Origin of the sequence: Mesorhizobium sp. B283B1A (assembly GCF_020165735.1) — a bacterium.
In the GTDB taxonomy this organism is placed as follows: Bacteria; Pseudomonadota; Alphaproteobacteria; order Rhizobiales; family Rhizobiaceae; genus Mesorhizobium; species Mesorhizobium opportunistum.
In genome coordinates this window covers 141928-164951 of sequence record NZ_JAIUIQ010000014.1, presented here as the reverse complement: position 1 = coordinate 164951, position 23024 = coordinate 141928, and the positions used below count along the sequence as shown (strand labels likewise).

Genomic DNA, 23024 nt, shown 5'->3' with positions numbered 1-23024 from the left:
CGCTCGGCTTCGTCGTCATTGCACGATCCCCTGTTCAAAAACAGGGAATCACATCCACCCAATTTTGCAACAATCCCACAAGGGGAGAAGGGAAGGGCGCAGCACATGACCTCCCCCTATCCCGCCATCTCAGCCGACATCACCAGCCTCTTCGCCACCCGCAACACGCATGCGGTCGAGGTTGCCATCCTGCAGCCGGCAGATCCCTTCCTCGACATGGCCGGCGAAGATCTGCGGCGGCGCATCTTCCTTACCGAGAGCGAGACCGGGCAGACGCTGTGCCTGCGGCCGGAATTTACCATTCCGGTCTGTCTCGACCATATAAGTTCGCAGGCCGGCACGCCGCGCCGTTATTCCTATCTGGGCGAGGTGTTTCGCCAGCGCCGCGAAGGCGGCAACGAGTTTTTCCAGGCCGGCATCGAGGATCTCGGCGACCGCGACACGGCCGAGGCCGATGCGCGCTCCGTGGCCGACGCGCATGCTTTGCTGTCGCTGGTGCTGCCCGGCCGTTCCCTGGCGGTCACGCTCGGCGACCAGGCCATTTTCGAGGCCGTGCTCGCCGCCCTTGGACTGCCGCGTGGCTGGCGCATGCGGCTCGCCCGCGCCTTCGGCTCGGCGCCGATGCTTGAGGCAGCACTCGCCGATCTCGCCAATCCGCCGCGCAACAGCCAGCTTTCAGGCGATGTCGCGGCGCTTGTCCTCGACGGCGATGTTGAAGGTCTTTCGGCGCACATCGCCGGCGGCATGGAGGAGGCCGGCCTGTCGGCGTCGGCCGGGCGCTCGCCGTCGGACATTGCACGGCGGCTGATCGAGAAAGCCGAGTTGCGCAGCGTGCGGCTGTCGAACGAGGCTTTCGCGGCGTTGAAGGGATTTCTCGCCATCGATGTGCCGCTCGATGGCGCGGCCCAGGCGCTGGAGAGCTTCGCCGCCGCTGCCGGTCTTTCACTGGGTGCGGCGCTGGAAAAGTTCGCGGCACGCGCCAGGGCGATCGAGGCGCATGGCTTGCCGGTAGGAACAATCCGCTACGATGCCGCTTTCGGCCGACCGCTCGACTATTACACCGGGGTGGTCTTCGAAATCGCGGCGCAGGATGGCGAGCGCCCCCTGGCCGGCGGCGGCCGCTACGACCGATTGCTGACGCTGCTCGGCGCCAAGACCGCGATCCCCGGCGTCGGCTTTTCGGTTTGGCTCGACCGCATCGAGGCGTTGCGGGAGACGGCACCATGATCACGTTGGCCATTCCCTCGAAGGGCCGGCTGAAGGAGCAGGCGCTGGAGGTTCTGGCCAGGGCCGGCCTCGCCGTCAGCCTGCCCGGCGACGAGCGCTCCTATCGCGCACGCATCGAGGGCGCGGAAGGCATCGAGGTCGCGCTCCTGTCGGCTTCCGAGATAGCTGGCGAGATCGGCCAGGGCGCGGTCGATCTCGGCATCACCGGCGAGGACCTGGTGCGCGAGAACCTCGCCGATTGGGAGGCGCGCGTGGAAATCGTCGCCCGTCTCGGCTTCGGCCATGCCGATGTCGTGGTGGCGGTACCCGAGATCTGGCTCGACGTCGACACCATGGCCGATCTCGATGACGTCGCCGCCGATTTTCGCCAGCGTCATGGCCGGCGGCTGCGCATCGCCACCAAATACTGGCGGCTGACCCAGCAGTTCTTTTCGCTGAAGCACGGCATCCAGGTCTATCGCATCGTCGAAAGCTTAGGTGCCACCGAGGGCGCGCCGGCGGCTGGCCTCGCCGATGTCATCGTCGACATCACCACGTCAGGTTCGACGCTGCGCGCCAATCACCTCAAGGTGCTGGGCGACGGCGTTGTCCTGAAGTCGCAAGCCTGCCTGGTGGCGTCGAAGAAGCCGCGTGCGGCGGCCGATGAAGCCCTGCTGCGCGACATCGCGTCGAAGATGAGCGCCCTCCTCCCTCCTCCTTGAAGGGCAGGTGACTTGAAAGTCAGCCGCTGAAGGCGGACAGCGGCTCGCTGCGGCAGTGCGCGGCCCCAGCACCTCCACTACCATCGGCGGGATTTCCACCGTCCCGGCGGGCTGATAGGTTTGGGTTCGTCCTGGGAGGATACAGCGATGCCGGTCAATCTCGACGAGCTGAAGAACGCCACCAATCTGCGTGGCCGCGCCGCTCGCAATGGCAATGTCTTCGTGGCCCCTGTCGATGGCAAGGCGCATGTCTCCGGCGAGCGCACGCCGCCGCTGCTCAAGGAGACGATTCCCGCGCTGTTCTCCGACACCGCCAGCAAATATGCCACGCAAGATGCCGCCGTCTTCGTTGGCCAGGACAAGCGCTTCACCTGGAGCGAACTGTCGGACACGGTGGATGCGCTGGCCGCCGGCTTCCTGGCGCTGGGACTGGAAAAGGGCGACCGCGTCGGCATCTGGTCGCCAAACCGCTGGGAGTGGCTGGTGACCCAGTTCGCCACCGCCCGCATCGGCCTGATCCTGGTCAACATCAACCCCGCCTACCGGCTGACCGAACTGGACTATGCGCTGAACAAGGTCGCCTGCAAGGCGCTGGTGACGGCGGCAAGCTTCAAGACCTCCGATTACCTCGGCATGATCGAGACGCTGGCGCCGGAGATCGCCAAGGCCGCGCCCGGCAAGCTCAAGGCGCAAAAGCTGCCGGCGCTGAAAATCGTCATCCGTATGGGCGAGGAGAACTCGCCCGGCATGTTCAATTTCGGCGACGTGCTGGCCATGGCCGGCCGCGACGAGCATGACAGTCTCGACCGCATTTCCGAGGGGCTGAAGCCCGGCGATGCCATCAACATCCAGTTCACGTCAGGCACCACGGGCGCGCCCAAGGGCGCGACCCTGACCCATTCGAACATCGTCAACAACGGCAATTTCGTCACTTCGGCGATCAAATTGACCGTCGATGACCGGCTGTGCATCCCGGTGCCGCTCTATCACTGCTTCGGTATGTCGATGGGCACGATGGGTTGCGTCTCGAAGGGCGCGACCATGGTTTTCCCGGGCGAGGGCTTCGATGCCGGCGCCACGCTGAAAGCCGTGGCGCAGGAACGTTGCACCGGGCTCTACGGCGTGCCGACCATGTTTGTCGGCCTGCTCGATCATCCGGATTTCCAATCCTTCGATCTCTCCAGCCTGCGCACCGGCATCATGGCCGGCTCGCCATGCCCGATCGAGGTGATGAAGAAGGTGGTGTCGCTAATGCATATGTCTGAGGTGACCATCGCCTACGGCATGACCGAGACCAGCCCGGTGTCGTTCCAGAGCGGCGTCGACGATCCCCTGGAAAAGCGCGTCTCGACCGTCGGACGCATTCATCCCCATGTCGAGGTCAAGGCGGTCGATGCCGACGGCGCCACGGTTGCCGTGGGCGCGCCGGGCGAGCTGTGCACACGCGGCTATTCGGTGATGAAGGGCTACTGGGACGACGACGACAAGACCCGCGAGGCGATCGATGCCGACGGCTGGATGCACACCGGCGACCTCGCCACCATCGATGCCGAGGGCTATTGCAACATCGTCGGCCGGGTCAAGGACATGGTCATCCGCGGCGGCGAGAACGTCTACCCCAGAGAGGTCGAGGAATTTCTCTACCGCCATCCCAAGGTCAGGGAAGTGCAGGTGTTCGGCATTCCCGACACCAAATATGGCGAGGAGCTGTGCGCCTGGATCGTGCTCAAGCCCGGCCAGATCGCCACCGAGCAGGAGATCAAGAACTTCTGCGCCGGCCAGATCGCCCACTACAAGATCCCCCGCCACACCCGCTTCCGCAGCGAATTGCCGATGACGGTGACCGGCAAGCCGCAAAAATTCCTGATGCGCGAAGCGATGGTGGAGGAACTGGGACTGGTGACGCAGAAGACGGCGTGAAGGGTGGGCGCCTCGATTTTGTCGTTGCGCTCGATAATGCCAAGGTCGCGCGACCTCGCGGCATCTTCAGGAGCTGCGGGTAAGCGTCGTTTGCCGAACGCCGGGCGATGGGCTTTCTGGCTTTGCGATGACATTGGCTGAGGGGCTCCCCACACCTAGTTCGCAGAAACACCTGGTTTGCAGAGACACCTAGTTCGCAGAACACATGGGGGGCTTGCATGACTGGTTTCGGACGATCGGCGATTTCCTACGCGATGCCCCTCGCTGCGCTGGCGATGGCTGTCGCGGTCAGAGCCAGCGGGCTGTCGGTGGACCAGGGTTCGTTGAACGCCAGGATACTTGTCGGTGCATTGTCGAGTGCGATCATGTTCGTCACCATTTTCGTGGTGCTCGACCACGCAGAGGCGGTAGCTCGGCGGGTAGGGGAGCCGTACGGCACGCTGGTGCTGACGTTTGCCGTCACGGCGATCGAAGTGTCGATCATTGTCTCCATGATGCTGCATGGAGAGAACAACCCGACGCTGGCACGGGAGTCCGTCTTCTCGACGGTGATGATCACGTCCACCGGCGTTGTCGGCATGTGTCTCGCACTTGGCGGCTGGCGTCATCGCAAGCAGGCCATCGTGCGGCAAGGGACCAGTGCCTATCTGGCGGTTCTGATCGCGCTGACCGTCATGACGCTTATTCTGCCGACCTACACCCAGACCACGGGTCCCGGCACGTTTTCGGCAGCCCAACTTGGTTTCGTCAGCGTCCTTTCAGTGCTGCTCTATGCAAGCTTCGTGTTCGCGCAGACCGTCCGGCACCGGGAAGACTTTATCCAGGGACAGCCACACGACGTTCCGGTGCTCGCTGCCCCTCACGAGAACATCTCTGCCAGCGCTCTGCTGCTGGTGGCCGGACTGATCGGAATTGTCATGCTCGCCGAGCAGGTCGCGGCAAGTGTCGAAAATACGCTCGTCACCTACCAGGTGACCCAGGCTGACAGCATTGTCGGGGCAATGATCGCGGGGCTGGTGTTGATGCCGGAGGCCATTTCGGCGGTGCGCGCTTCACTCAACAATGAGCTGCAGCGCGGCTTGAATGTCGCGATGGGTTCGGCTTGCGCCACGATCGGCCTGACCATACCGGGAGTCGCTGCCGCCAGCCTGCTGACGGGGAGAGGACTGACCTTGGGGCTGCCGGCTGCCGATGCGGTCCTTTTGGTCTTGGCGCTTTTCATATGCAATGTAAGCTTCAGCACTGAAAGAACGACGTTCTTGACCGGAATGGTCCATCTCGTAGTTTTTTTCACCTATGTATTTCTGATATTCATACCATGAAGGCTTTGGTGCGAGCGAAGCGCCAGGGGGTCGGCATCCCTCGGTACCTCAGGCCGCCGATTTGAGGTGGTCGATGAAAGCGCGCAGCTTCGGCAGGATCTGGCGCTTGCCGGGATGATAGAGGAAGACGCCCGGCGTCGTGGCGGCGATGCTCTCCAGTACCGGCTCGAGTTTTCCTTGCGCTATCGGAGCTTCGGCGACGGGCCGGGGGATCTGGGCCAGCCCAATCCCCCGCGTCGTGGCCCCGAGCAATGTCGGGTAGTCGTGGGCGATCAACGGGCCTGAGACCATCGCCTCGATCGCCTCGTTGCCGTCGATGAAGGACCACGGCGCGATGGCGCCGTTCGAACGGCGCAAGCGCAGGCAGGCGTGGCGGCGCAAATCCTCCACCCGCTCGGGGCGCCCGTGGCGCTCGAAATAGTCCGGGCTGCCGACGACCACGAACGAAAATGCGGGCGTCAACCGCACGGCGACCATGTCGGGGGCGATGAACTGGCCGAGACGAATGCCGGCATCGAAGCCGCCGGTCGCGAGATCGACCATCTCGTCGCTGGCGGCGATCTCCAGTTCGACCTCGGGATAAGCCTGGCAGAAGGACGCGATCACCGGCTCCAGGATCAACGGCACCACGGCGCGGGGCACCGACAGGCGCAGCAGACCGGTTGGCCGTTGGCCGACGTCACGGGCGGCCTCGCCAGCGGCGACGATTTGTTCGAAAGCAGGGCCGGCACGATCGAGGAACCGCTGACCGGCTTCGGTCAAACCGACGCTGCGCGTCGTGCGGACGAACAGCGCTGCGCCGATGCGGGCTTCCAGCGCGCGCACCGCTTGGCTCACGGCGGATGGCGTCACGCCGAGATCGGCGGCGGCGCGGCGGAAGTTGCGGCGCCTGGCGACGGCCAGGAACACCTCGACGCCCTCCAGCGTACCATGTCTGACTGTGTAGTTCTGCTTCATGGGTCGTTGTGATTACAACGGATAGTCGAACGATGGAAGCGGGCTTAGGTAATCGGCTGAAGCGGGGAGGCCGCAATGCCCTGCCAACAAGGAGCCCAAATGCCCACGGAAGTGCTGTTCCAGATCCAACTGGTCTTAGGCTATGTCGCGTGGCTGCTTTGCTTCGGCGCATACGGGCTGCCGTGGCTGAACTCGATGGACCGAACCGCGGCGCAACGCGCCATTGCCACCCTGCACAGCTTCCGCTTCTTCGGCCTCGTCTTCATCCTTCCGGGCGTTGTCGGCCCGAATCTACCCGCCGGCTTCGCCGCGTTCGCCGCCTATGGCGACTTCGCGACAGGGATACTGGCCCTGCTGGCGCTGGTCTCGATAAGGATTCCTTGGCTGTTCTGGTCGTTCGTCGTCGCCTTCAATCTCGTGGGAGCGGTCGACCTCATCGCCGACTATTACCACGCTATCCAGGCCGGTCTTCCCGCGCATGCGGAGCAATTGGGCGCCGCCTACGCGATCCCGATCCTCTACGTGCCGCTGCTGATGATCACCCATATCGCCGCATTCTATTTTCTGCTGCGCCCCCGCCGCAGCGCGTCTCGCGCCGTCACCGACACCGCGACGGCGTCCTAGTCATCCGGGAACCCGGCTGCGCTTTCGAAGGCAATGGCGGCGGGGCGAAAAGCGGATGCTACCGCCGTCCGCTCCCCATCTCGCTCGGCCGTGGCGCCGTACCGCGCTCCTGCACGAGCGGTCCGAGCAGCACCTCTCCGAACAGCGGCTGGTAGCTCCGGCGCACCGCCGGATCCTCCTTGAAGGACAGCGCATACTGGCCGATCTGGTGGAAATAGGTGATGCGGGCCCTGACCAGGCTTTCGTCCGGGGGATAGCCCATGGCGCGGAACGAGCGGATCAGCAGCGCGATGCGCAGATCGTCGATGTCCTTCACCTCCTGAGCCAGTTTTCGGGAGGTTCGCGACCAGTCGCGGATGGCCAGGTCGAGCAGCGGACTGAACGGCGCTTCGTCGACCCATACATGCACGATGTCGGTGAAGAACTGCAGCCCGTCAATGTCGTGCATCTCGCGCATCGCCCAGAACGGTGCGCAGTTGATGTTGCGCCATTCCTGCAGCAGGCCGCCACGAAGATCGTCCAGACTGGCAAAGTGGAAATAGAAGCTGCCGCGCGTGACCTTCAACTGCTTGGAGAGGCGGTCGATCTTCACCTCGGCGATGCCGCGCTTCTCCAGCACCTTGCGCGCGGCGGCGATCCAGGCGTCGCGGCTGAGCGTCTGCCGCGCGGTCTTCGAACGCGGGGCGGCCTTGGACGGTCTCTTGCCTCTGGCCGGGGCGCTGTCGGCTTTCATGTGATCAAGACCTTCATCGCCATGCGCGACGCCTCCAATCCGTTCGCCGGCTTCGATGCGCTTCGCGACTCTTCGAGGGTCCATCTATCGCGGAACGCGCGACCAGAGCAATTCCAGGAACCGCTCTATGGCAATGCGCTGATCCGCTCCAGCATGAGTTCGAAGAACGGCGCCGGATCGATGCGTCGCAGAACGTTGCAGTTCTTGGCGCGGCCGGTCACGTGCCACCAGTCGACCACCGTCATGCCGATCGTCTCCGGCGAGACGATATCGACCGTCACCGCGCACTGGCGCTGCTCGTAGATATGCGGCGCCAGGAGGTAGCCGGTGACGCAGGCATCGTGGATGGGGCGCGCCGGCGTTTCGAATTTGTGGGTGCCGTACTGGCGGTAGAAGTCCGCCAGATTGGCGGCTTCGACCGCGGCGCGGCTGCCGGTTGCGCGCAGGCGGTCTAGCCACTCGGGCGTCATCAGGGCGGTGTAGGTGCAGTCTATGCCGGCCATGGTCACGGGCACGCCGCTGTCGAACACCTTGTGGGCCGCATGCGGGTCGACGAAGATGTTGAATTCCGCCGCCGGCGTGGCGTTGCCGCCCTGGAAAAAGCCGCCGCCCATCAGCACGACTTCGCGCAGCCGGCGCACGATTCTCGGCTCCATGGTCATGGCCATGGCGAGGTTGGTCATCGGCCCGAGCGTGCAGACGGTCAGCTCGCCCTCCGGCGCCTCCATGATCGTGCGCACCAGGTAATTCACCGCGTGTTCGCTCTGCAGTTGCGTCACGGGTTCGGGAAGATCGGCGCCGTCCAGCCCGGTTTCGCCATGGACATACTCGGCCGTGATCAGCTTGCGCACCATCGGCGCCGGGCATCCGGCATGCACCGGCACGTCCGCGCGCCCGGCGAGTTCCACGACCTTCAACGCGTTCTTCGACGTCAGGGCAAGCGGCACGTTGCCGCCGACCGTGGTGATGCCGATCACCTCGAGTTCGGCCGGAGATCCCAGTGCGAAGAGGATGGCGAACGCGTCGTCCTGGCCCGGATCGGTGTCGATGATGATCTTGCGTGGTGCCATGTTTCAGCGCTCTTCCTTTTGCGGTCGAAAGCCTATTGATGAGGCCGTTCGGATGTGTAGAAATACAGTACTGTATCTTATGTTCAAGACAGGGTGTTCGAAAATGGATGCACAAGCGCGCGGCGATTTTTCCGAAATCCCGATCCTCGACGTGTCGGCGCTCTACGGCGACGACGAAGGCGCGATCCGCGAGACGGCGGCGACGCTGCGCCGCTATCTCGAGACGATCGGCTTCCTCTATGTCACCGGCCACCCCATTCCGCGCGCCGATGTCGAAGCCGTCCGCGAAGCCAGCAAGCGCTTCTTTGCCTTGCCGGAGGAGGAAAAGCTCAAGCTGAAGATCGACCGGAATTTCCGCGGCTACCTGCCCTTCGCCGGCTCGACCATCGTAACCTCCTCGGTCGCGACGGTGAGCAAGCCGAACCAGAGCGAATCGATCTTCTTCATGCACGAGGTCGGCGCCGATGATCCCAGGGCCCTGGCCGAAAAGCCCTTGCAAGGCCCCAACCAGTGGCCGGACGAGGCAGCGCTGGCTGGCTTCCGGCAGACGATCGATCGCTATGTCGAGGAGATGGGCACGCTGGCGCGCAAGATGGTCCGCGCCATCGCGCTGTCGCTCGGGCTGCCCCCCGGCAGCCTCGACCGCTATTTCGAGCAGCCGACGACCTTTCTGCGCCTGCTGCATTATCCGACGCAGCCCCAGGAAGAAGGTCTCTTCGGCTCGGCGCCGCACACCGACTACGGCTTCATCACCTTGCTGGCGCAGGACAATGTCGGCGGCCTGGAGGTCAAGAACAAGGCTGGCGACTGGGTTCCGGCACCTCCGGTCCCGGACTCCTTCGTGATGAATGTCGGCGACATCCTGGCGCGCTGGTCGAACGACCAGTTCGTCTCGACGCCGCACCGTGTCATCAACCGGTCCGGGCGCGAGCGCTATTCGCAGCCCTTCTTCTTCGATCCGTCCATGGACGAGACGATCGAAGCGCTGCCGGTCTGCGTGCCGGCCGGCACGCAGCCGAAATACGGGCCGGTGCTCTACGGCGACTATCTGATGGAGCGCATCGACAAGAACTATCACTATCGCAAGAAGAAGGCGGCGGAAGCCACCGGCGCCTGAGTGAATGCCAAGCCCGAGCTGGCCCCGAACAGCGGCCAGCTCGGGCCTTGCCTGATAAAGTCGGGCCTTGCCTGACAAAGACTGCAAACACTGCCAACAAGGAAAAGAAAGGGGAACAACAATGAATGCATATCTGCGAACGGCCAGTCTCACGCTGGCGATCTCCGCTATAGCCTGGGGTGGGGTTTCCTGGGCTGCCGAGGTTCCGAAATCCACCGATGTCAAGCAGAGCGGAACGCTCGCCGTCGCCAACACGCTGGACTACGCGCCATTCGAATATCTCGACGCCGACGGCAAGCAGACTGGCATCATCATCGAACTGGCCGGCGAGGTGGCCAAGCTCGTCGACGCCAAGCTCGACGTGCAGCGCACGCCGTTTCCCTCGATGATACCGGGCCTGGCCGCGGGCCGCTTCAAGATCGCCTGGGAGACGTTTTCGGCAACGCCCGAGCGGCTGAAGCAGGTCGATTTCGTCATGTTCCTGAAGGCCGGCCTCGCCGTCTCGACATCGCCGGACAAGAAGGCGAGCTTCAGCGGTGATACGCCGCTCTGCGGCAAGCGTGTCGGCGTCTCGGCCGGCAGCGCCTCGGACTTCCTGGTCGACAAGCTCGGCAAGGACTGCACCGACAAGGGTCAGGCGGCCATCGAAAAATCGGTCTTCAACTCATCGACCGATATCGTCCAGGCCGTGCTGTCCGATCGGGTCGATGCCCGCATGGACGATGCGACCGCATCGAGCTATTTCGAGGTGACGAGCAAGGGCCAGCTGGTGGTCCTGCCGACGCTTTACGAGGTCGCGCCGCTCGGCATGGCGATCGCCAAGGACGACAAGGAGACCGCCGACATGATGGTGGGCGCGCTTTCCGAGCTGTTCAACAACGGCACTTACAAGGCTATCCTCGAGAAGTACGGCATGGGCGTCTATGCCATCAAGGAACCCTACTTCGTCGGCACCATGGACGCGCTTCGCGCAGAATAGAAATTACCGGCGCCTGGTGGTCCGTCAGGCGCCGGCCAGCGATCAGGAGACCAGCGATGGGCATGGCCCACCCGACCGAGATCGGCGTCGAGCCAGCAGGTGTCGCCGCCGCCGTGTCGCGATTGACCGTCGTGCCGCAGCGCCGCTACGGCATCTGGGTCGGCACGGCGCTTGCGCTGCTGCTGGCGTTTGTGATCATTCGCGCCTTCGCCAGCAATCCGGCCTTCGCCTGGGGCACGGCCGCCGGCTACCTGTTCCATCCCTCGATCATGCGCGGCCTTGGCAACACGCTGATGCTCACCGTCATCATTATGGTGCTGGCGATCGTCGTCGGCACCGTCATTGCCATCATGCGGGTGTCGCCAAGCCCGGTGCTGCGCGCCTTCGCGGGTGTCTATGTCTGGTTCTTCCGCGGTGTCCCGGCCCTGATCCAGCTGATTTTCTGGTTCAACCTGTCGCTGCTGGTGCGCGAAATCTCGCTCACTTTGCCCTTCCTGGGCACGCTGTTTGCCGTGCGCACCAATGATTTCATGACGCCGTTCTTCTCGGCTGTCGTTGCGCTTTCGCTGTGCGAGGCCGGCTACATGGCCGAGATCATACGCGCCGGCATCAAGTCGGTGCCGTCTGGCCAGTCGGAAGCGGCGAGTGCGCTCGGAATGCCCTACCGCATGATCCTGAAGCGCATCACCCTGCCGCAGGCCATGCGCTTCGTACTGCCGCCGACCGGCAATGAGGCGATCAACTTGCTGAAGATGACGTCGCTGGTGACCTTCATTGCCGTCGATGACCTGTTCTATACGGCGCAAAGCATCTATGCGCGCACCTTCGAGACGATCCCGCTCTTGATCGTGGTCGCCTTCTGGTACCTTGCGGTGGTCAGCATCATGTCGGTGGGACAGCATTTCCTGGAGCGCCATTTCGGCCGCAGCGACACGCGCCGCGAGCCCCTGACGATGCGCGCCCTGCGCAACGCCGTCAGCCTGCGCGGCGTCGCCCGATGAGCGATGTGAAGTCCGAAAATCGCGCCCGCTTCGGCGTGCCGGCCAACTCCATGGTGTTCGCGCGCGGCGTGCGCAAATCCTATGGCCCGCTCGAAGTCCTCAAGGGTGTCGACTTCGACGTGCCCGAAGGATCGGTGGCTTGCATCATCGGCCCGTCGGGATCCGGCAAGAGCACGTTCCTGCGCTGCATCAACCATCTGGAGAAACTCAGCGCCGGCATCCTGCTGGTGGACAGCCAGTTCGTCGGCTATGACCTCCAGGGCGACAAGCTCTACGAGGTCAAGGACGATCTCCTGTGCCGGCGCCGGGCAGAAATCGGCATGCTGTTCCAGTCGTTCAACCTGTTCTCGCATATGACGGTGATGGAGAACCTGATCGAGGCCCCGACGCAGGTGCGGCGCATTCCCGCCGATCAGGCCAAGGCCGAGGCGGAGGTGCTGCTGCGGCGTGTCGGCCTCGCCGACAAGATCGACCGCTATCCGCGCGAACTGTCCGGCGGCCAGCAGCAGCGTGTTGCGATTGCGCGCGCCATGGCAATGAAGCCGAAGGTCCTGCTGTTCGACGAGCCGACATCGGCGCTCGATCCGGAACTGGTCGGCGAGGTGCTGCAGGTGATGCGCGACCTGGCCGAGAGCGGTATGACGATGGTCGTCGTCACCCACGAGATCGGCTTTGCTCGCGAGATCGGCGATCAGCTCGTCTTTATGGATGGCGGCGTGATCGTCGAACGTGGCGCGCCGCGCGAGATGATCGCCAACCCAAAATCGCCGCGAACCCGCGAGTTCCTGTCCCGGGTTCTGTGAGGTCTCCTTGTCGGGGCGCGGTTGCCACTCTCGGGATCACGCCGCCAATGCCGCTGGACCCAGGCTGCGGATGATCGTGGCAAGTTCGACGCATTCGCCGTGCCTGGTACTGTTGCGACGCCAGGCAAGGCAAATCATGCGTTGCGGCATCGGCTCCTGGAACGGCACGATCTTCAGGTCCGGGATGGTGCCCGCTGGCCCGGCCGCCATTTCGGGGACGAGCGTGACGCCGAGCCCGTGCGCCACCATCTGCAAGAGCGTGGTCAGGCTGGTGGCGCCGTAGCTTGCCATCGCCACCGGGCGCACATTGCCGCAGACGGCCAGCGCCTGTTCGCGCAGGCAATGACCTTCCTCCAGCAGCATCAGCCTCTCCAGTGCCGGGCTCTCGGGCGGAACCGGCGGCGAGGCGAAGGCGGGATCGCCTGATGGCACGGCCAGGAAGAACCTGTCGGGAAACAGTGCCTCGGTGGTCAGGCCGGGATGATCGAGCGGAAGCGCGGCGATGAAGGCGTCGAGCTTTCGCGATGCGGTGTCTTCGACCAGGGACGTGGTGACAGCCTCGCGCAGTTCGAGCAGCAAGGCCGGAAAGTGCTTTTTGAGCTCTGGCAGGGCGCGCGGCAAGAGATAGGGCGCGACGGTCGGGATGATGCCCAGGCGGAAGCGTCCCTCCATGGCCATGCGGCCGCGCCGGGCCGTCGTTTCAACGTCGCGTATGTCGGCCAGGATACGTTCGATGCGCGGCAAAAGCGCTGCCGCTTCGTCGGTCATCCTGACCGACTTGCCGCCACGTTCGAACAGCCGGCAGTTCAGCCGCTGCTCCATCTCCGCGATCTGCGCGGACAGCGCCGGCTGGCTGACGCCGGCCAGTTTCGCCGCACGCCCGAAATGCAGCGTCTGGGCCAGCATTTCGAAATAGTGCATCTGGCGAACGGTCAATCCTATCATGCGGGCAATCCTACCATAAGGAATTCCTATCAAAACAAACAGGAAAGGCAATTTGTCTTTATCGGCAAGGCAGCCTAGTCTGGAACCATTCCAGATTGGTGCGGCCACTGGCTGCCCCCAGAATCTTGGCAAAGATCAAACCTCGGCAAATCGGAGACGAACATGGACGCGAAAACCGACGACAACAGCGCGGGCAAATGCCCTGTGGCGCATGGATCCGCCGGCCGGACCAACCGTGACTGGTGGCCGAACCAGCTCGACCTCGGCGTTCTCCACCAGCAGTCGAACCTGTCGGACCCGATGGGCGAGGATTTCGACTACGCCAAGGAATTCGCGAGCCTCGATCTCGATGCGGTCATCCAGGACCTGCACAAGGTCATGACGGATTCGCAGGACTGGTGGCCGGCGGACTTTGGCCACTATGGACCGCTCTTCATCCGCATGGCCTGGCACAGCGCCGGCACCTACCGCATCGGTGATGGCCGCGGCGGCGCCGGTGCCGGCCAGCAGCGCTTCGCGCCGCTGAACAGCTGGCCGGACAATGCCAATCTCGACAAGGCGCGCCGGCTCTTGTGGCCGGTCAAGCAGAAATACGGCCGCAAGATCTCCTGGGCCGACCTGCTGATCCTCACCGGCAACGTCGCGCTGGAATCGATGGGCTTCAAGACCTTCGGCTTCGCCGGCGGCCGCGCCGACGTCTGGGAACCTGAGCAGGACGTGGACTGGGGTTCGGAAACCAAGTGGCTGGACGACCAGCGCTACTCCGGCGATCGCGAACTCCAGGGCCATCTCGGCGCCGTGCAGATGGGCCTCATCTACGTCAATCCCGAAGGACCGAACGGCAAGCCCGATCCGCTGGCTTCGGCCCGCGACATCCGTGAAACCTTCGGCCGCATGGCCATGAACGACGAGGAAACCGTGGCGCTGATCGCCGGCGGCCACACTTTCGGCAAGACCCATGGCGCCGGCGATGCATCGCTGGTTGGCGCCGAGCCGGAAGGCGCCGGCATCGAAGCGCAGGGCCTCGGCTGGTCGAGCAAGCATGCCAGCGGTATTGCCGGCGACGCCATCACTTCGGGCCTCGAAGTGACCTGGACGACGACGCCGACCAAATGGAGCAACAACTTCTTCGACAATCTGTTCAACTACGAATGGGAGCTGACGAAGAGCCCGGCGGGCGCCCATCAGTGGACCCCCAAGGGTGGCGCCGGCGCCGGCACGGTGCCGGATGCGCACGATCCCTCGAAGCGCCGCGCGCCGTCCATGCTGACCACCGACCTCGCGCTGCGCGTCGATCCGGCCTATGAGAAGATCTCGCGGCGTTTCCATCAGCATCCGGATCAGTTCGCCGATGCCTTCGCCCGCGCCTGGTTCAAGCTGACGCATCGCGACATGGGTCCGGTCGTGCGCTATCTCGGCCCGTTGGTGCCGAAGGAAGAACTGATCTGGCAGGATCCGATCCCCGCGATCGATCACGAACTGGTCGGCGAGCAGGATATCGCCTCGCTGAAGGCGAAGATCCTGGCCTCGGGCCTGTCGGTTTCCGAACTCGTCTCGACCGCCTGGGCATCGGCCTCGACGTTCCGCAATTCCGACAAGCGTGGCGGCGCCAACGGCGCCCGTATCCGGCTGGCACCGCAGAAAGACTGGGACGTCAACCAGCCGGCTGAACTATCGAAAGTGCTTGCCAAGCTCGAAGGCATCCAGAAGGAGTTCAACGCGGCGCAGACGGGCGAGAAGAAGATCTCGCTCGCCGACCTGATCGTCCTCGGCGGCGTCGCCGCGGTCGAGAAGGCGGCGAAGGACGGTGGCCATGAGGTGAAGGTGCCGTTTACGCCCGGTCGCATGGACGCTTCGCAGGAGCAGACGGATGTCCACTCCTTTGCCGCGCTCGAGCCGAAAGTCGATGGCTTCCGCAACTATGTCAGGGGCAAGCAGCCGATGTCGGTCGAAGCCATGCTGGTCGACCGCGCGCAGTTGCTGTCGCTGACCGCTCCCGAAATGACGGTGCTGGTCGGCGGGTTGCGCGTGCTCGGCGCCAACGCTGGCGGCTCGAAGCACGGCGTGTTCACCGATAGGCCGGGCACTTTGACCAACGACTTCTTCGTCAACCTGCTCTCGATGAGCACGGTCTGGGATCCGGCAGCCGGTTCGGTTCCGGGTTCGGAGGAAGTGTACGAGGCCCGTGACCGCAAGACCAAGGCTGTCAGATGGACCGGCACCCGCGCCGACCTGATCTTCGGCTCGCATGCGCAACTGCGTGCGCTTGCCGAAGTCTACGGATCCAGCGACGCCGGACAGAAATTCGCCAGGGATTTCGTCGCGGCCTGGACCAAGGTGATGAACGCCGACCGCTTCGACATCGCAGGCTGATTCCGGCGTAAGGACCCGACAAAAAGAGGCGCGGGCCGTGGCCCGCGCCTTTTATTTCAGCTTTCGAGATCAATCCTTCTCGAAGATGCGTGCCTTGGCGACGACGCCGGCAATGGCGCCGCCGATCAGCGGCGCGACGATGAACAGCCAGAGCTGGCTGAGTGCCGCACCGCCCGTAAACAGCGCCGGACCGATGGAGCGCGCCGGATTGACCGAGGTGCCAGTGACCGGGATCATGGCGAAGTGAATGCCCGCGAGCGTAAGGCCGATGACCAGGCCGGCAAATGCCGTCGAGTGCTTTTCAGCGGTGACGCCGAGGATCACGGTGACGAAGGTAAAGGTGCCGATCAGTTCCCACAGGAAGGCCGAGCTTATGCCCCATTTCGTCTCGTCCCAGCCATTGGCGCCGAAGCCGCCGGTGTGGCCGCCGGCCTGGCCGGAAACAATGATCCAAAGCGCCAGCGAAGCCAGAATGGCCCCGATGATCTGCGCGATCCAATAGGGGATGACGTCCTTGGCTGGCAGCCGTCCGGCAAGGAAGACACCGAGTGTCACAGCCGGATTGAGATGTGCGCCCGAAATGGGGCCGATCGCATAGGCCGCGGCGATGAGGCCGATGCCGAATGCCAGGCCGATGCCTTCCTGGCCGAGCGGCAGCGCGCCGCCGAAGCCGCCCGTCACCACCGACGCCGTGCCGATGAACACCAACAGAAATGTGCCTAGAACTTCCGCCAGATAAGTCTTCATTGCCCTCTCCTCGTGTCGATCCGCCGGTCTACGTTTTCTGCGCCGCGAATCATGGCGGCAAGAGTATTCCCAACCGAAAAACTTGGAAAGCAGAGCTGTTGCGCCACGCGCCGTGCTTGAACGCGCCAGTATGAACATTAGAGATCTTTCATCTATTGATCGATCTGCTGTTGATTGCCAGGGAGAGTTACTGGTCGGCCAATTTCGCTGGCAACAGTCGGGATGGTGCCACGCCGCGAGACGGAGCGGGGTTCAATCCGGACGTGAAAGGTTCTAAGAGCAGGCCGAGATGCTGTGCTCGATTTGATGGAATGACGAATGCGACTGGGCGGAAGGCTGGCTGCGGCCATCGAAGTGCTTGAAGACATTGGCCGGCGTCACCGGCCGGTGGCCGATGCGCTGAAGGACTGGGGCCTCTCGCACCGTTTCGCCGGCGGCGGCGATCGCGCGGCGATCGGCAACATCGTCTATGACGCGTTGCGCCACAAGCGCTCCGCCGGCTGGCTGCTCGGCGAAGACACGCCGCGCGCCATCGGCTTCGGCGCGCTGCTGCTCGAATGGGGCCAGACGGCGCAGTCGCTCAACGACGCGCTCGACGGTGACAAGTTCGCGCCGCCGCTGCTCGGCGCCACCGAGCTCCAGGCAATCGCCGAACGCCGGCTTGCCGACGCGCCGTCCGCGGTGCGGGCCGACATACCCGATTGGTGCGAACCGCTTTTCGAACGGGCCTTTGGAGCGAGCTGGGTCGAGGAGGGCGCCGCGCTGGCGACACGTCCTCCGCTCGACATCAGGGTCAACACGCTGCAGGCCGATCGCAAGAAGGTGCTGACGGAACTGGCCGATACCGGTGCCAAGCCCGCTCGCATAGCGCCAAACGGCATCCGCATTCCGCCCATCGATGGCGACGGCAGGCATCCGAATGTGCAGGCAGAGCCGGCCTTCCAGAAGGGCTGGTTCGAGGTCCAGGACGAAGGCTCGCAAATAGCGGCCGCGCTCGCCAGTGCCGAGGCCGGCATGCAGGTGCTCGACTTCTGCGCCGGCGCCGGCGGCAAGACGCTGGCGCTGTCGGCTCAGATGGGCAATACGGGCCAGATCTTCGCCCATGATGCCGAAAAGGCGCGGCTGGCGCCGATCTTCGACCGCATCCGCCGCTCGGAAAACCGCAATGTGCAGGTGGTCACCAAGCCGGCCGAGCTTGCGCCGCTCTCGGGTCATATGGACGTCGTGCTGGTCGACGCACCGTGCACCGGCAGCGGCACCTGGCGCCGCCGTCCCGACGCCAAATGGCGCCTGACGCAAAGACAGCTCGATGCCCGCAAGGGCGAGCAGTCGGCGATCCTCGATGCCGCCAGCATCTATGTCAAACCCGGTGGCCTGCTGGTCTACATCACCTGCTCGGTATTCCCTGAGGAAAATGGCGAACAGGTCGCCGCGTTTCGCGGGCGTAACAGCGGCTTTGTCCCGGTCGATCACCGCGCGCTGTGGGACAGCCATTTCCCGGGGCACGAGGCGGCCGCGCGGATCGGCGCCGGTGGCGATATTTCGCTGTCGCCGGCGCTGAGCGGCACCGATGGTTTTTATGTCTGTGCCATGCGCAGGCCCGGCTGAACGTATCGGCTGGCGCCGATGCGTGGCGGGTTCGGTTCGCTGTCGCGGGTCAAGCCGATTGCTGCACTGCAGCAAAAGCGTTTGCCTGCCGCCCGTGCCTCTGCAATAAGCTTTTCCGGCAAAAGTGAAGGCAATGGCGATGGCGGCAAAGATCGTACCGGCTCCAGACTATGAGGGTCGCGTCAGGGCGTCCTTTGCGCGCCAGCAGGCGATGGCGACGATCGGCGCCGAACTGACGCTGGTGACGCCGGGGATCATCGAGATCGAGATGCCCTATTCGGCTGCATTGACCCAGCAACATGGTTTTCTGCACGCCGGCGTCATTTCGACCGCGCTGGACTCGGCCTGTGGTTATGCCGCCTTCTCGCTGATGCCGGAGAATTCCGGCGTGCTGACCATCGAGTTCAAGGTCAACCTGCTGGCGCCCGGCCGAGGCGAACGGTTCCTGTTCCGCGGTTCGGTGACCAAACCCGGCCGCACCATCATCGTCGCCGATGGCCAGGCCTACGCCTTCGCCGCCGACGGCGAGGCCAAGCTGATCGCCACCATGACCGGGACCATGATGACGGTGGTCGGCCGCGACGGGATTGCAGGCTGATGGGCAACGTTGTGCGAATTGGCGGCAAGGACGTCCTGTTCGTCATGGCGGCGCAAGCCGAATACGGCCCACATCTGCAAAAACTGTTCACGCCGCTGATGACCGGTGTCGGCCCGGTCGAGGCAGGTGTGCGCCTCGGCGCCGAACTCTCCCGGTTGAAGTCTGAAAAAGCCTTGCCGGATCTTGTCGTATCGCTCGGCTCAGCCGGCAGCCGGACCTTGGAGCAGACCGAAATCTACCAGGCCGTCTCCGTCGGCTATCGCGACATCGACGCCTCGCCACTCGGCTTCGAGAAAGGCGCGACGCCGTTCCTCGACCTGCCGGTGACCGTGCCGCTGCCGTTCAGGATTCCGCAGATCAAGGAAGCCACGCTATCGACCGGCGGCGCGATCATCACCGGCGCGGCCTACGACACGATCATGGCTGACATGGTCGACATGGAGACCTTCGCTTGCCTGCGCGCCTGCCAGCTGTTCGATATCCCGCTGATCGGCCTGCGCGGCATTTCCGACGGAGCGGCCGATCTCAGGCATGTCGGTGACTGGACGGAGTATCTGCATGTCATCGACGAAAAGCTGGCGGACGCCGTCATTCGCCTCGAACAGGCGATCGGCTCTGGCTTGCTTCGCGTCCAGCCGACCCGTGAAGACCCGAGGCCAGTCTGAAAGTCAGGCACCGCAACCCATTGCGCCGACTCATTTCTTTCTCTAAACGCTCGCCATGAAAACAGCCAATCATCCCGACACCGTCCTGATTGTCGATTTCGGCAGCCAGTTTACCCAGCTCATAGCCCGCCGCATCCGCGAGGCGGGTGTGTTTTCCGAGATCGTGCCGTTCCAGTCGGCCGAAGCGGCGTTCAAGCGCATCAATCCGAAAGCCGTGATCCTGTCGGGCGGGCCGGCCTCGACGTCGGACATTGGCAGCCCGCGTGCGCCGCAGATCGTCTTCGACGCCGGCGTGCCGGTGCTCGGCATCTGCTACGGCCAGATGGCCATGTGCGTGCAGATGGGCGGTGTCGCTGAAAGCTCCAACCATCGCGAATTCGGCCGCGCCTTCGTCGAGATCGAGAAGGACAGCCCGCTGTTCGAGGGCCTGTGGGCGACCGGGCAGCGGCACCAGGTCTGGATGAGCCATGGCGACCGCGTCATCGCCCTGCCGCCGGGCTTCGAGGTATTCGGCAAGTCCGAGAGCTCGCCCTTTGCCATTTTCGGCAATGTCGAGCGCCGTATGTACGGCATCATGTTCCATCCCGAGGTGGTGCACACGCCTGATGGAGCCAGGCTGCTCAGGAACTTCGTCCACAACATCGCCGGCATCGAGGGCGACTGGACGATGCGCGCCTATCGCGAACATGCTGTCGAGACGATCCGCAAGCAGGTCGGCAAGGGCAAGGTGATCTGCGCCCTGTCGGGTGGCGTGGACTCCTCCGTCGCCGCGCTGCTGATCCACGAGGCGGTCGGCGACCAGCTCACCTGCATCCTTGTCGACCACGGCCTGATGCGCAAGGACGAGGCAGCGGGCGTGGTGGCGATGTTCCGCCAGCACTACAATCTGCCGTTGATCCTGGTCGATGCCTCGGACAAGTTCATCTCCGCGCTGGAAGGCGAGTCCGACCCGGAAAAGAAGCGCAAGACCATCGGCCGTCTGTTCATCGAAGTGTTCGAGGAAGAGGCGAAGAAGCTCGGCGGTGCCGATTTCCTGGCGCAAGGCACGCTCTATCCTGACGTGATCGAAAGCGTCTCCTTCACCGGCGGCCCGTCGGTGACCATCAAGTCGCACCACAATGTCGGCGGCCTGCCCGAGCGCATGAACATGAAGCTGGTCGAGCCGCTGCGTGAACTGTTCAAGGACGAGGTGAGGGCGCTCGGCAAGGAGCTTGGCCTGCCCGAAAGCTTCATCGGCCGCCACCCGTTCCCCGGCCCCGGCCTCGCCATTCGCTGCCCCGGCGGCATCACGCGGGAAAAGCTGGAGATCCTGCGCGAGGCCGACGCCATCTACCTCGACGAAATCCGCAAGGCCGGCCTCTACGACGCCATCTGGCAGGCTTTCGCCGTGCTGCTGCCGGTGCAGACCGTCGGCGTGATGGGCGACGGCCGCACCTACGAATTCGTCTGCGCGCTGCGCGCCGTCACTTCGGTCGACGGCATGACGGCCGATTTCTACCACTACGACATGGCCTTCCTCGGCGCCGCCGCCACGCGCATCATCAACGAGGTCCGCGGCATCAACCGCGTCGTCTACGACGTCACCTCGAAGCCGCCCGGGACAATCGAGTGGGAATAGAGGTCGGTCGTTCGCCAGCATTCGGCGACTATCGAAGAAACTTCATTAAACCTCTGAATCTTACCTGCTTTTATCTCTAGGTCTATCGCTGACTATCGCCCCTAAGCGGAATCATTTGACGGTATATCTGACGGCATTCCTTTTCGCGTCATCTTCGCTGCAGACTGATGCCGTCAGTGCGCCGGACTCAAGCACGTGGCATCTTTCGAGGTAAGGCATTGAATCGAATGGGCTCTCCAAGTGACTTGACGGTAAAACGAATGACGGTAAAACTAGGCGTTTCACAATCCTAGATGCGCCCGTCCGTCTCCTCCTATGCTCACAGACATCGCACTTAAGAAGCTGAAACCAAAAGAGAAAATATACAAAGTCACTGATCGTGACGGTATGTACGCGACCGTGGCTCCCACAGGGCAGGTATCGTTCCGATACGACTACCGAGTGAATGGTCGGCGAGAGACAGTGACGCTTGGCCGCTATGGTGAGGGAGGCATCTCGCTAGCAGAGGCGCGTGACCGCTGTCTTGCCGCACGAAAAATGGTTGCAGCCGGAAAATCGCCAGCCCAGGAAAAGCAGCGTGACAAGCGGCGCCGGTCTGGGACGGCCACGTTCGGCGATGCTGGCAGAAGATGGTTTAAAGAGGCGAAGATGGCGGACAGCACGCGCTCGATGCGCAAAGCCGTCTTCGATCGAGACATCTTGCCGATTTGGGACAAAAGGGTCCTCACAGAAATAACATCGGACGATTTGCGGGCGCTGTGCGCAAAGGTGAGGGACCGTGGCGCACCGGCAACGGCAATTCATGTCCGGGATATCGTTAAGCAGGTCTATGGTTATGCCATTCTGCACGGCGAGAAGATCGCCAATCCGGCGGACGAGGTAGGGCCAGCTTCCATAGCCACCTTCGAGGCGAAAGACCGAGCGTTGTCACCCCCAGAAATTCGACTCATGCTGAAAGAGTTGGAAAATGTGCCGACGTTGCCGACCATCCGGCTGGGCGTAAAGCTGATCCTGCTCACGATGGTTCGGAAAAGTGAGCTTCTGGGCGCGACGTGGGATGAGGTAGACTTCGAGAACGCGGTATGGAGCATTCCCAAAGAGCGAATGAAGCGGAAGAAGCCCCACAACGTCTATCTCTCCCGCCAGTCCCTGGACATCATGATTGCGCTCAAGACTTGCGCTGCGAACTCTCGATACGTGCTTCCATCTCGCTATGACGCCGACGAGCCTATGTCGCGCGCGACTTTCAATCGGATTACCATGGCGATTGTGGACCGCGCAAAAAAACAAGACCTGCCGCTTGCTCCCTTTACGGTGCACGATTTACGTCGGACCGGCTCCACGCTCCTAAACGAGATCGGATTCAATCGCGACTGGATCGAAAAATGCCTTGCCCACGAAGACAGTCGCTCCTCCCGCGGCGTCTATAACAAGGCGGAATACGAACCGCAGCGGCGCCACATGCTGCAGGAATGGGCCGATATGATTGAAGCGTGGGCGGCTGGCAATAAACACGCACCCACACTGCAGCCGATTTCCGGGGCGGCTGTCATCCTCGATCCCATTTGACGGGTCTCGTCTTCCGCGACCGAACGTCTGGTCCCGGGGCCAGTTCGAGCGAACCAGCAGAGGACGCGTTCCGCCGTTCCTGAATCCACGCTTCGACTTCTCCCAGGTCCCAAACGACGCAGCGGGGGGTCAGATTGAACCGTCGGGGGAACTCGCCTCGTTGTTCCATTTCATAAATGGTCGTGTCCGACAATGGGACGATCTCTCGCAATTGCGATCGGCGAACAGTTCGCACAATCCGTCGCGCCTCAATGTGCGATAGAACCGGAAGGGGGCGGTCCGCTGGCGCGGCCTCTATGCCCTGGCAACTTTCGCGTTGAGGTTGCTTCTGGCGTTTGACCATTTGCATACCGAAGGGCTCCTTCGGGCCAATGATCGCGCATCTACTCCAATCTGAGCATAGCTCTCAACTACGATCATATCGTCTCCTTTACCAACCGGCGAGCT

21 protein-coding genes are annotated in these 23024 nt (G+C 63.5%); 15 read left to right on the top strand and 6 right to left on the bottom strand.

Annotated features, from left to right (window positions below; genetic code table 11):
• The first annotated feature begins 105 nt into the window (after window positions 1-105).
• The 4 genes from LB577_RS14855 to LB577_RS14840 all read left to right on the top strand — a co-directional run bounded on the left by LB577_RS14855 (window position 106) and on the right by LB577_RS14840 (window position 5170).
• A complete protein-coding gene (locus LB577_RS14855; RefSeq protein ID WP_224687258.1) occupies window positions 106-1227 on the top strand; it encodes an ATP phosphoribosyltransferase regulatory subunit in 1122 nt (373 codons plus the stop codon).
• Entirely contained in the window at window positions 1224-1928 is a 705-nt protein-coding gene (gene hisG, locus LB577_RS14850) for an ATP phosphoribosyltransferase (protein WP_224687257.1), read from the top strand. Before LB577_RS14855 ends, hisG begins: the two co-directional genes overlap by 4 nt.
• Before the next feature lie 147 nt (window positions 1929-2075).
• Window positions 2076-3848, top strand: coding sequence for an AMP-binding protein (locus tag LB577_RS14845; protein WP_224687256.1), 1773 nt, complete (start codon window positions 2076-2078; stop codon window positions 3846-3848).
• Window positions 3849-4066: 218 nt separating this feature from the next.
• Window positions 4067-5170 carry a calcium:proton antiporter gene (locus tag LB577_RS14840; RefSeq protein ID WP_224687255.1) on the top strand — a complete coding sequence of 368 codons (1104 nt, stop codon included), beginning with the start codon at window positions 4067-4069 and terminating at the stop codon, window positions 5168-5170.
• Between the two features lie 48 nt (window positions 5171-5218).
• Here LB577_RS14840 and LB577_RS14835 read toward each other — a convergent pair whose 3' ends face one another.
• On the bottom strand, window positions 5219-6127 hold the full coding sequence (locus tag LB577_RS14835; RefSeq protein WP_224687254.1) for a LysR family transcriptional regulator: 909 nt from the start codon (window positions 6125-6127) through the stop codon (window positions 5219-5221).
• A gap of 99 nt (window positions 6128-6226) precedes the next feature.
• On the opposite strand from LB577_RS14835, the gene LB577_RS14830 reads away from it, so the two are divergent.
• The gene (locus tag LB577_RS14830) at window positions 6227-6751 is read left to right on the top strand and encodes a hypothetical protein (RefSeq protein ID WP_224687253.1); all 525 of its coding nucleotides are present in this window, start codon (window positions 6227-6229) and stop codon (window positions 6749-6751) included.
• A gap of 58 nt (window positions 6752-6809) precedes the next feature.
• On the opposite strand, the gene LB577_RS14825 is transcribed toward LB577_RS14830, so the two are convergent.
• Together LB577_RS14825 and LB577_RS14820 are read right to left on the bottom strand one after the other, a co-directional pair.
• Window positions 6810-7484, bottom strand: coding sequence for a TetR/AcrR family transcriptional regulator (locus LB577_RS14825; RefSeq protein ID WP_224687252.1), 675 nt, complete (start codon window positions 7482-7484; stop codon window positions 6810-6812).
• 125 nt (window positions 7485-7609) lie between these two features.
• A complete protein-coding gene (locus LB577_RS14820) occupies window positions 7610-8554 on the bottom strand; it encodes a nucleoside hydrolase (protein ID WP_224687251.1) in 945 nt (314 codons plus the stop codon).
• Between the two features lie 103 nt (window positions 8555-8657).
• On the opposite strand from LB577_RS14820, the gene LB577_RS14815 reads away from it, so the two are divergent.
• From LB577_RS14815 to LB577_RS14800, 4 genes are all read left to right on the top strand, one after another.
• A complete protein-coding gene (locus LB577_RS14815; protein WP_224687250.1) occupies window positions 8658-9671 on the top strand; it encodes an isopenicillin N synthase family dioxygenase in 1014 nt (337 codons plus the stop codon).
• A 121-nt stretch (window positions 9672-9792) separates the two neighbouring features.
• Entirely contained in the window at window positions 9793-10650 is an 858-nt protein-coding gene (locus LB577_RS14810) for an ABC transporter substrate-binding protein (protein ID WP_224687249.1), read from the top strand.
• Between the two features lie 56 nt (window positions 10651-10706).
• On the top strand, window positions 10707-11651 hold the full coding sequence (locus LB577_RS14805; protein WP_224687248.1) for an amino acid ABC transporter permease: 945 nt from the start codon (window positions 10707-10709) through the stop codon (window positions 11649-11651).
• Window positions 11652-11701: 50 nt separating this feature from the next.
• The gene (locus tag LB577_RS14800; protein ID WP_167313596.1) at window positions 11702-12454 is read left to right on the top strand and encodes an amino acid ABC transporter ATP-binding protein; all 753 of its coding nucleotides are present in this window, start codon (window positions 11702-11704) and stop codon (window positions 12452-12454) included.
• Window positions 12455-12490: 36 nt separating this feature from the next.
• Here LB577_RS14800 and LB577_RS14795 read toward each other — a convergent pair whose 3' ends face one another.
• Window positions 12491-13399 (bottom strand): hydrogen peroxide-inducible genes activator, encoded by a 909-nt coding sequence (locus LB577_RS14795; protein ID WP_224687247.1) that lies wholly within the window; start codon window positions 13397-13399, stop codon window positions 12491-12493.
• Window positions 13400-13561: 162 nt separating this feature from the next.
• On the opposite strand from LB577_RS14795, the gene katG reads away from it, so the two are divergent.
• Window positions 13562-15772 (top strand): catalase/peroxidase HPI, encoded by a 2211-nt coding sequence (gene katG, locus LB577_RS14790; protein ID WP_224687246.1) that lies wholly within the window; start codon window positions 13562-13564, stop codon window positions 15770-15772.
• Between the two features lie 69 nt (window positions 15773-15841).
• On the opposite strand, the gene LB577_RS14785 is transcribed toward katG, so the two are convergent.
• Window positions 15842-16519 carry an MIP family channel protein gene (locus LB577_RS14785; RefSeq protein ID WP_023767421.1) on the bottom strand — a complete coding sequence of 226 codons (678 nt, stop codon included), beginning with the start codon at window positions 16517-16519 and terminating at the stop codon, window positions 15842-15844.
• Window positions 16520-16837: 318 nt separating this feature from the next.
• On the opposite strand from LB577_RS14785, the gene LB577_RS14780 reads away from it, so the two are divergent.
• The 5 genes from LB577_RS14780 to LB577_RS14760 all read left to right on the top strand — a co-directional run bounded on the left by LB577_RS14780 (window position 16838) and on the right by LB577_RS14760 (window position 22577).
• On the top strand, window positions 16838-18127 hold the full coding sequence (locus LB577_RS14780) for an RsmB/NOP family class I SAM-dependent RNA methyltransferase (protein ID WP_224687245.1): 1290 nt from the start codon (window positions 16838-16840) through the stop codon (window positions 18125-18127).
• 139 nt (window positions 18128-18266) lie between these two features.
• The gene (locus LB577_RS14775; protein ID WP_224687244.1) at window positions 18267-18725 is read left to right on the top strand and encodes a PaaI family thioesterase; all 459 of its coding nucleotides are present in this window, start codon (window positions 18267-18269) and stop codon (window positions 18723-18725) included.
• Entirely contained in the window at window positions 18725-19390 is a 666-nt protein-coding gene (locus LB577_RS14770; protein ID WP_224687243.1) for a 5'-methylthioadenosine/S-adenosylhomocysteine nucleosidase, read from the top strand. Before LB577_RS14775 ends, LB577_RS14770 begins: the two co-directional genes overlap by 1 nt.
• Before the next feature lie 55 nt (window positions 19391-19445).
• Entirely contained in the window at window positions 19446-21008 is a 1563-nt protein-coding gene (guaA, locus tag LB577_RS14765; protein WP_023767418.1) for a glutamine-hydrolyzing GMP synthase, read from the top strand.
• A 315-nt stretch (window positions 21009-21323) separates the two neighbouring features.
• A complete protein-coding gene (locus tag LB577_RS14760; RefSeq protein WP_224687242.1) occupies window positions 21324-22577 on the top strand; it encodes a tyrosine-type recombinase/integrase in 1254 nt (417 codons plus the stop codon).
• Here the strand turns inward: LB577_RS14760 and LB577_RS14755 are convergent.
• A complete protein-coding gene (locus LB577_RS14755) occupies window positions 22558-22812 on the bottom strand; it encodes a helix-turn-helix transcriptional regulator (RefSeq protein ID WP_013530375.1) in 255 nt (84 codons plus the stop codon). The genes LB577_RS14760 and LB577_RS14755 overlap by 20 nt on opposite strands.
• Window positions 22813-23024: the final 212 nt, after the last annotated feature.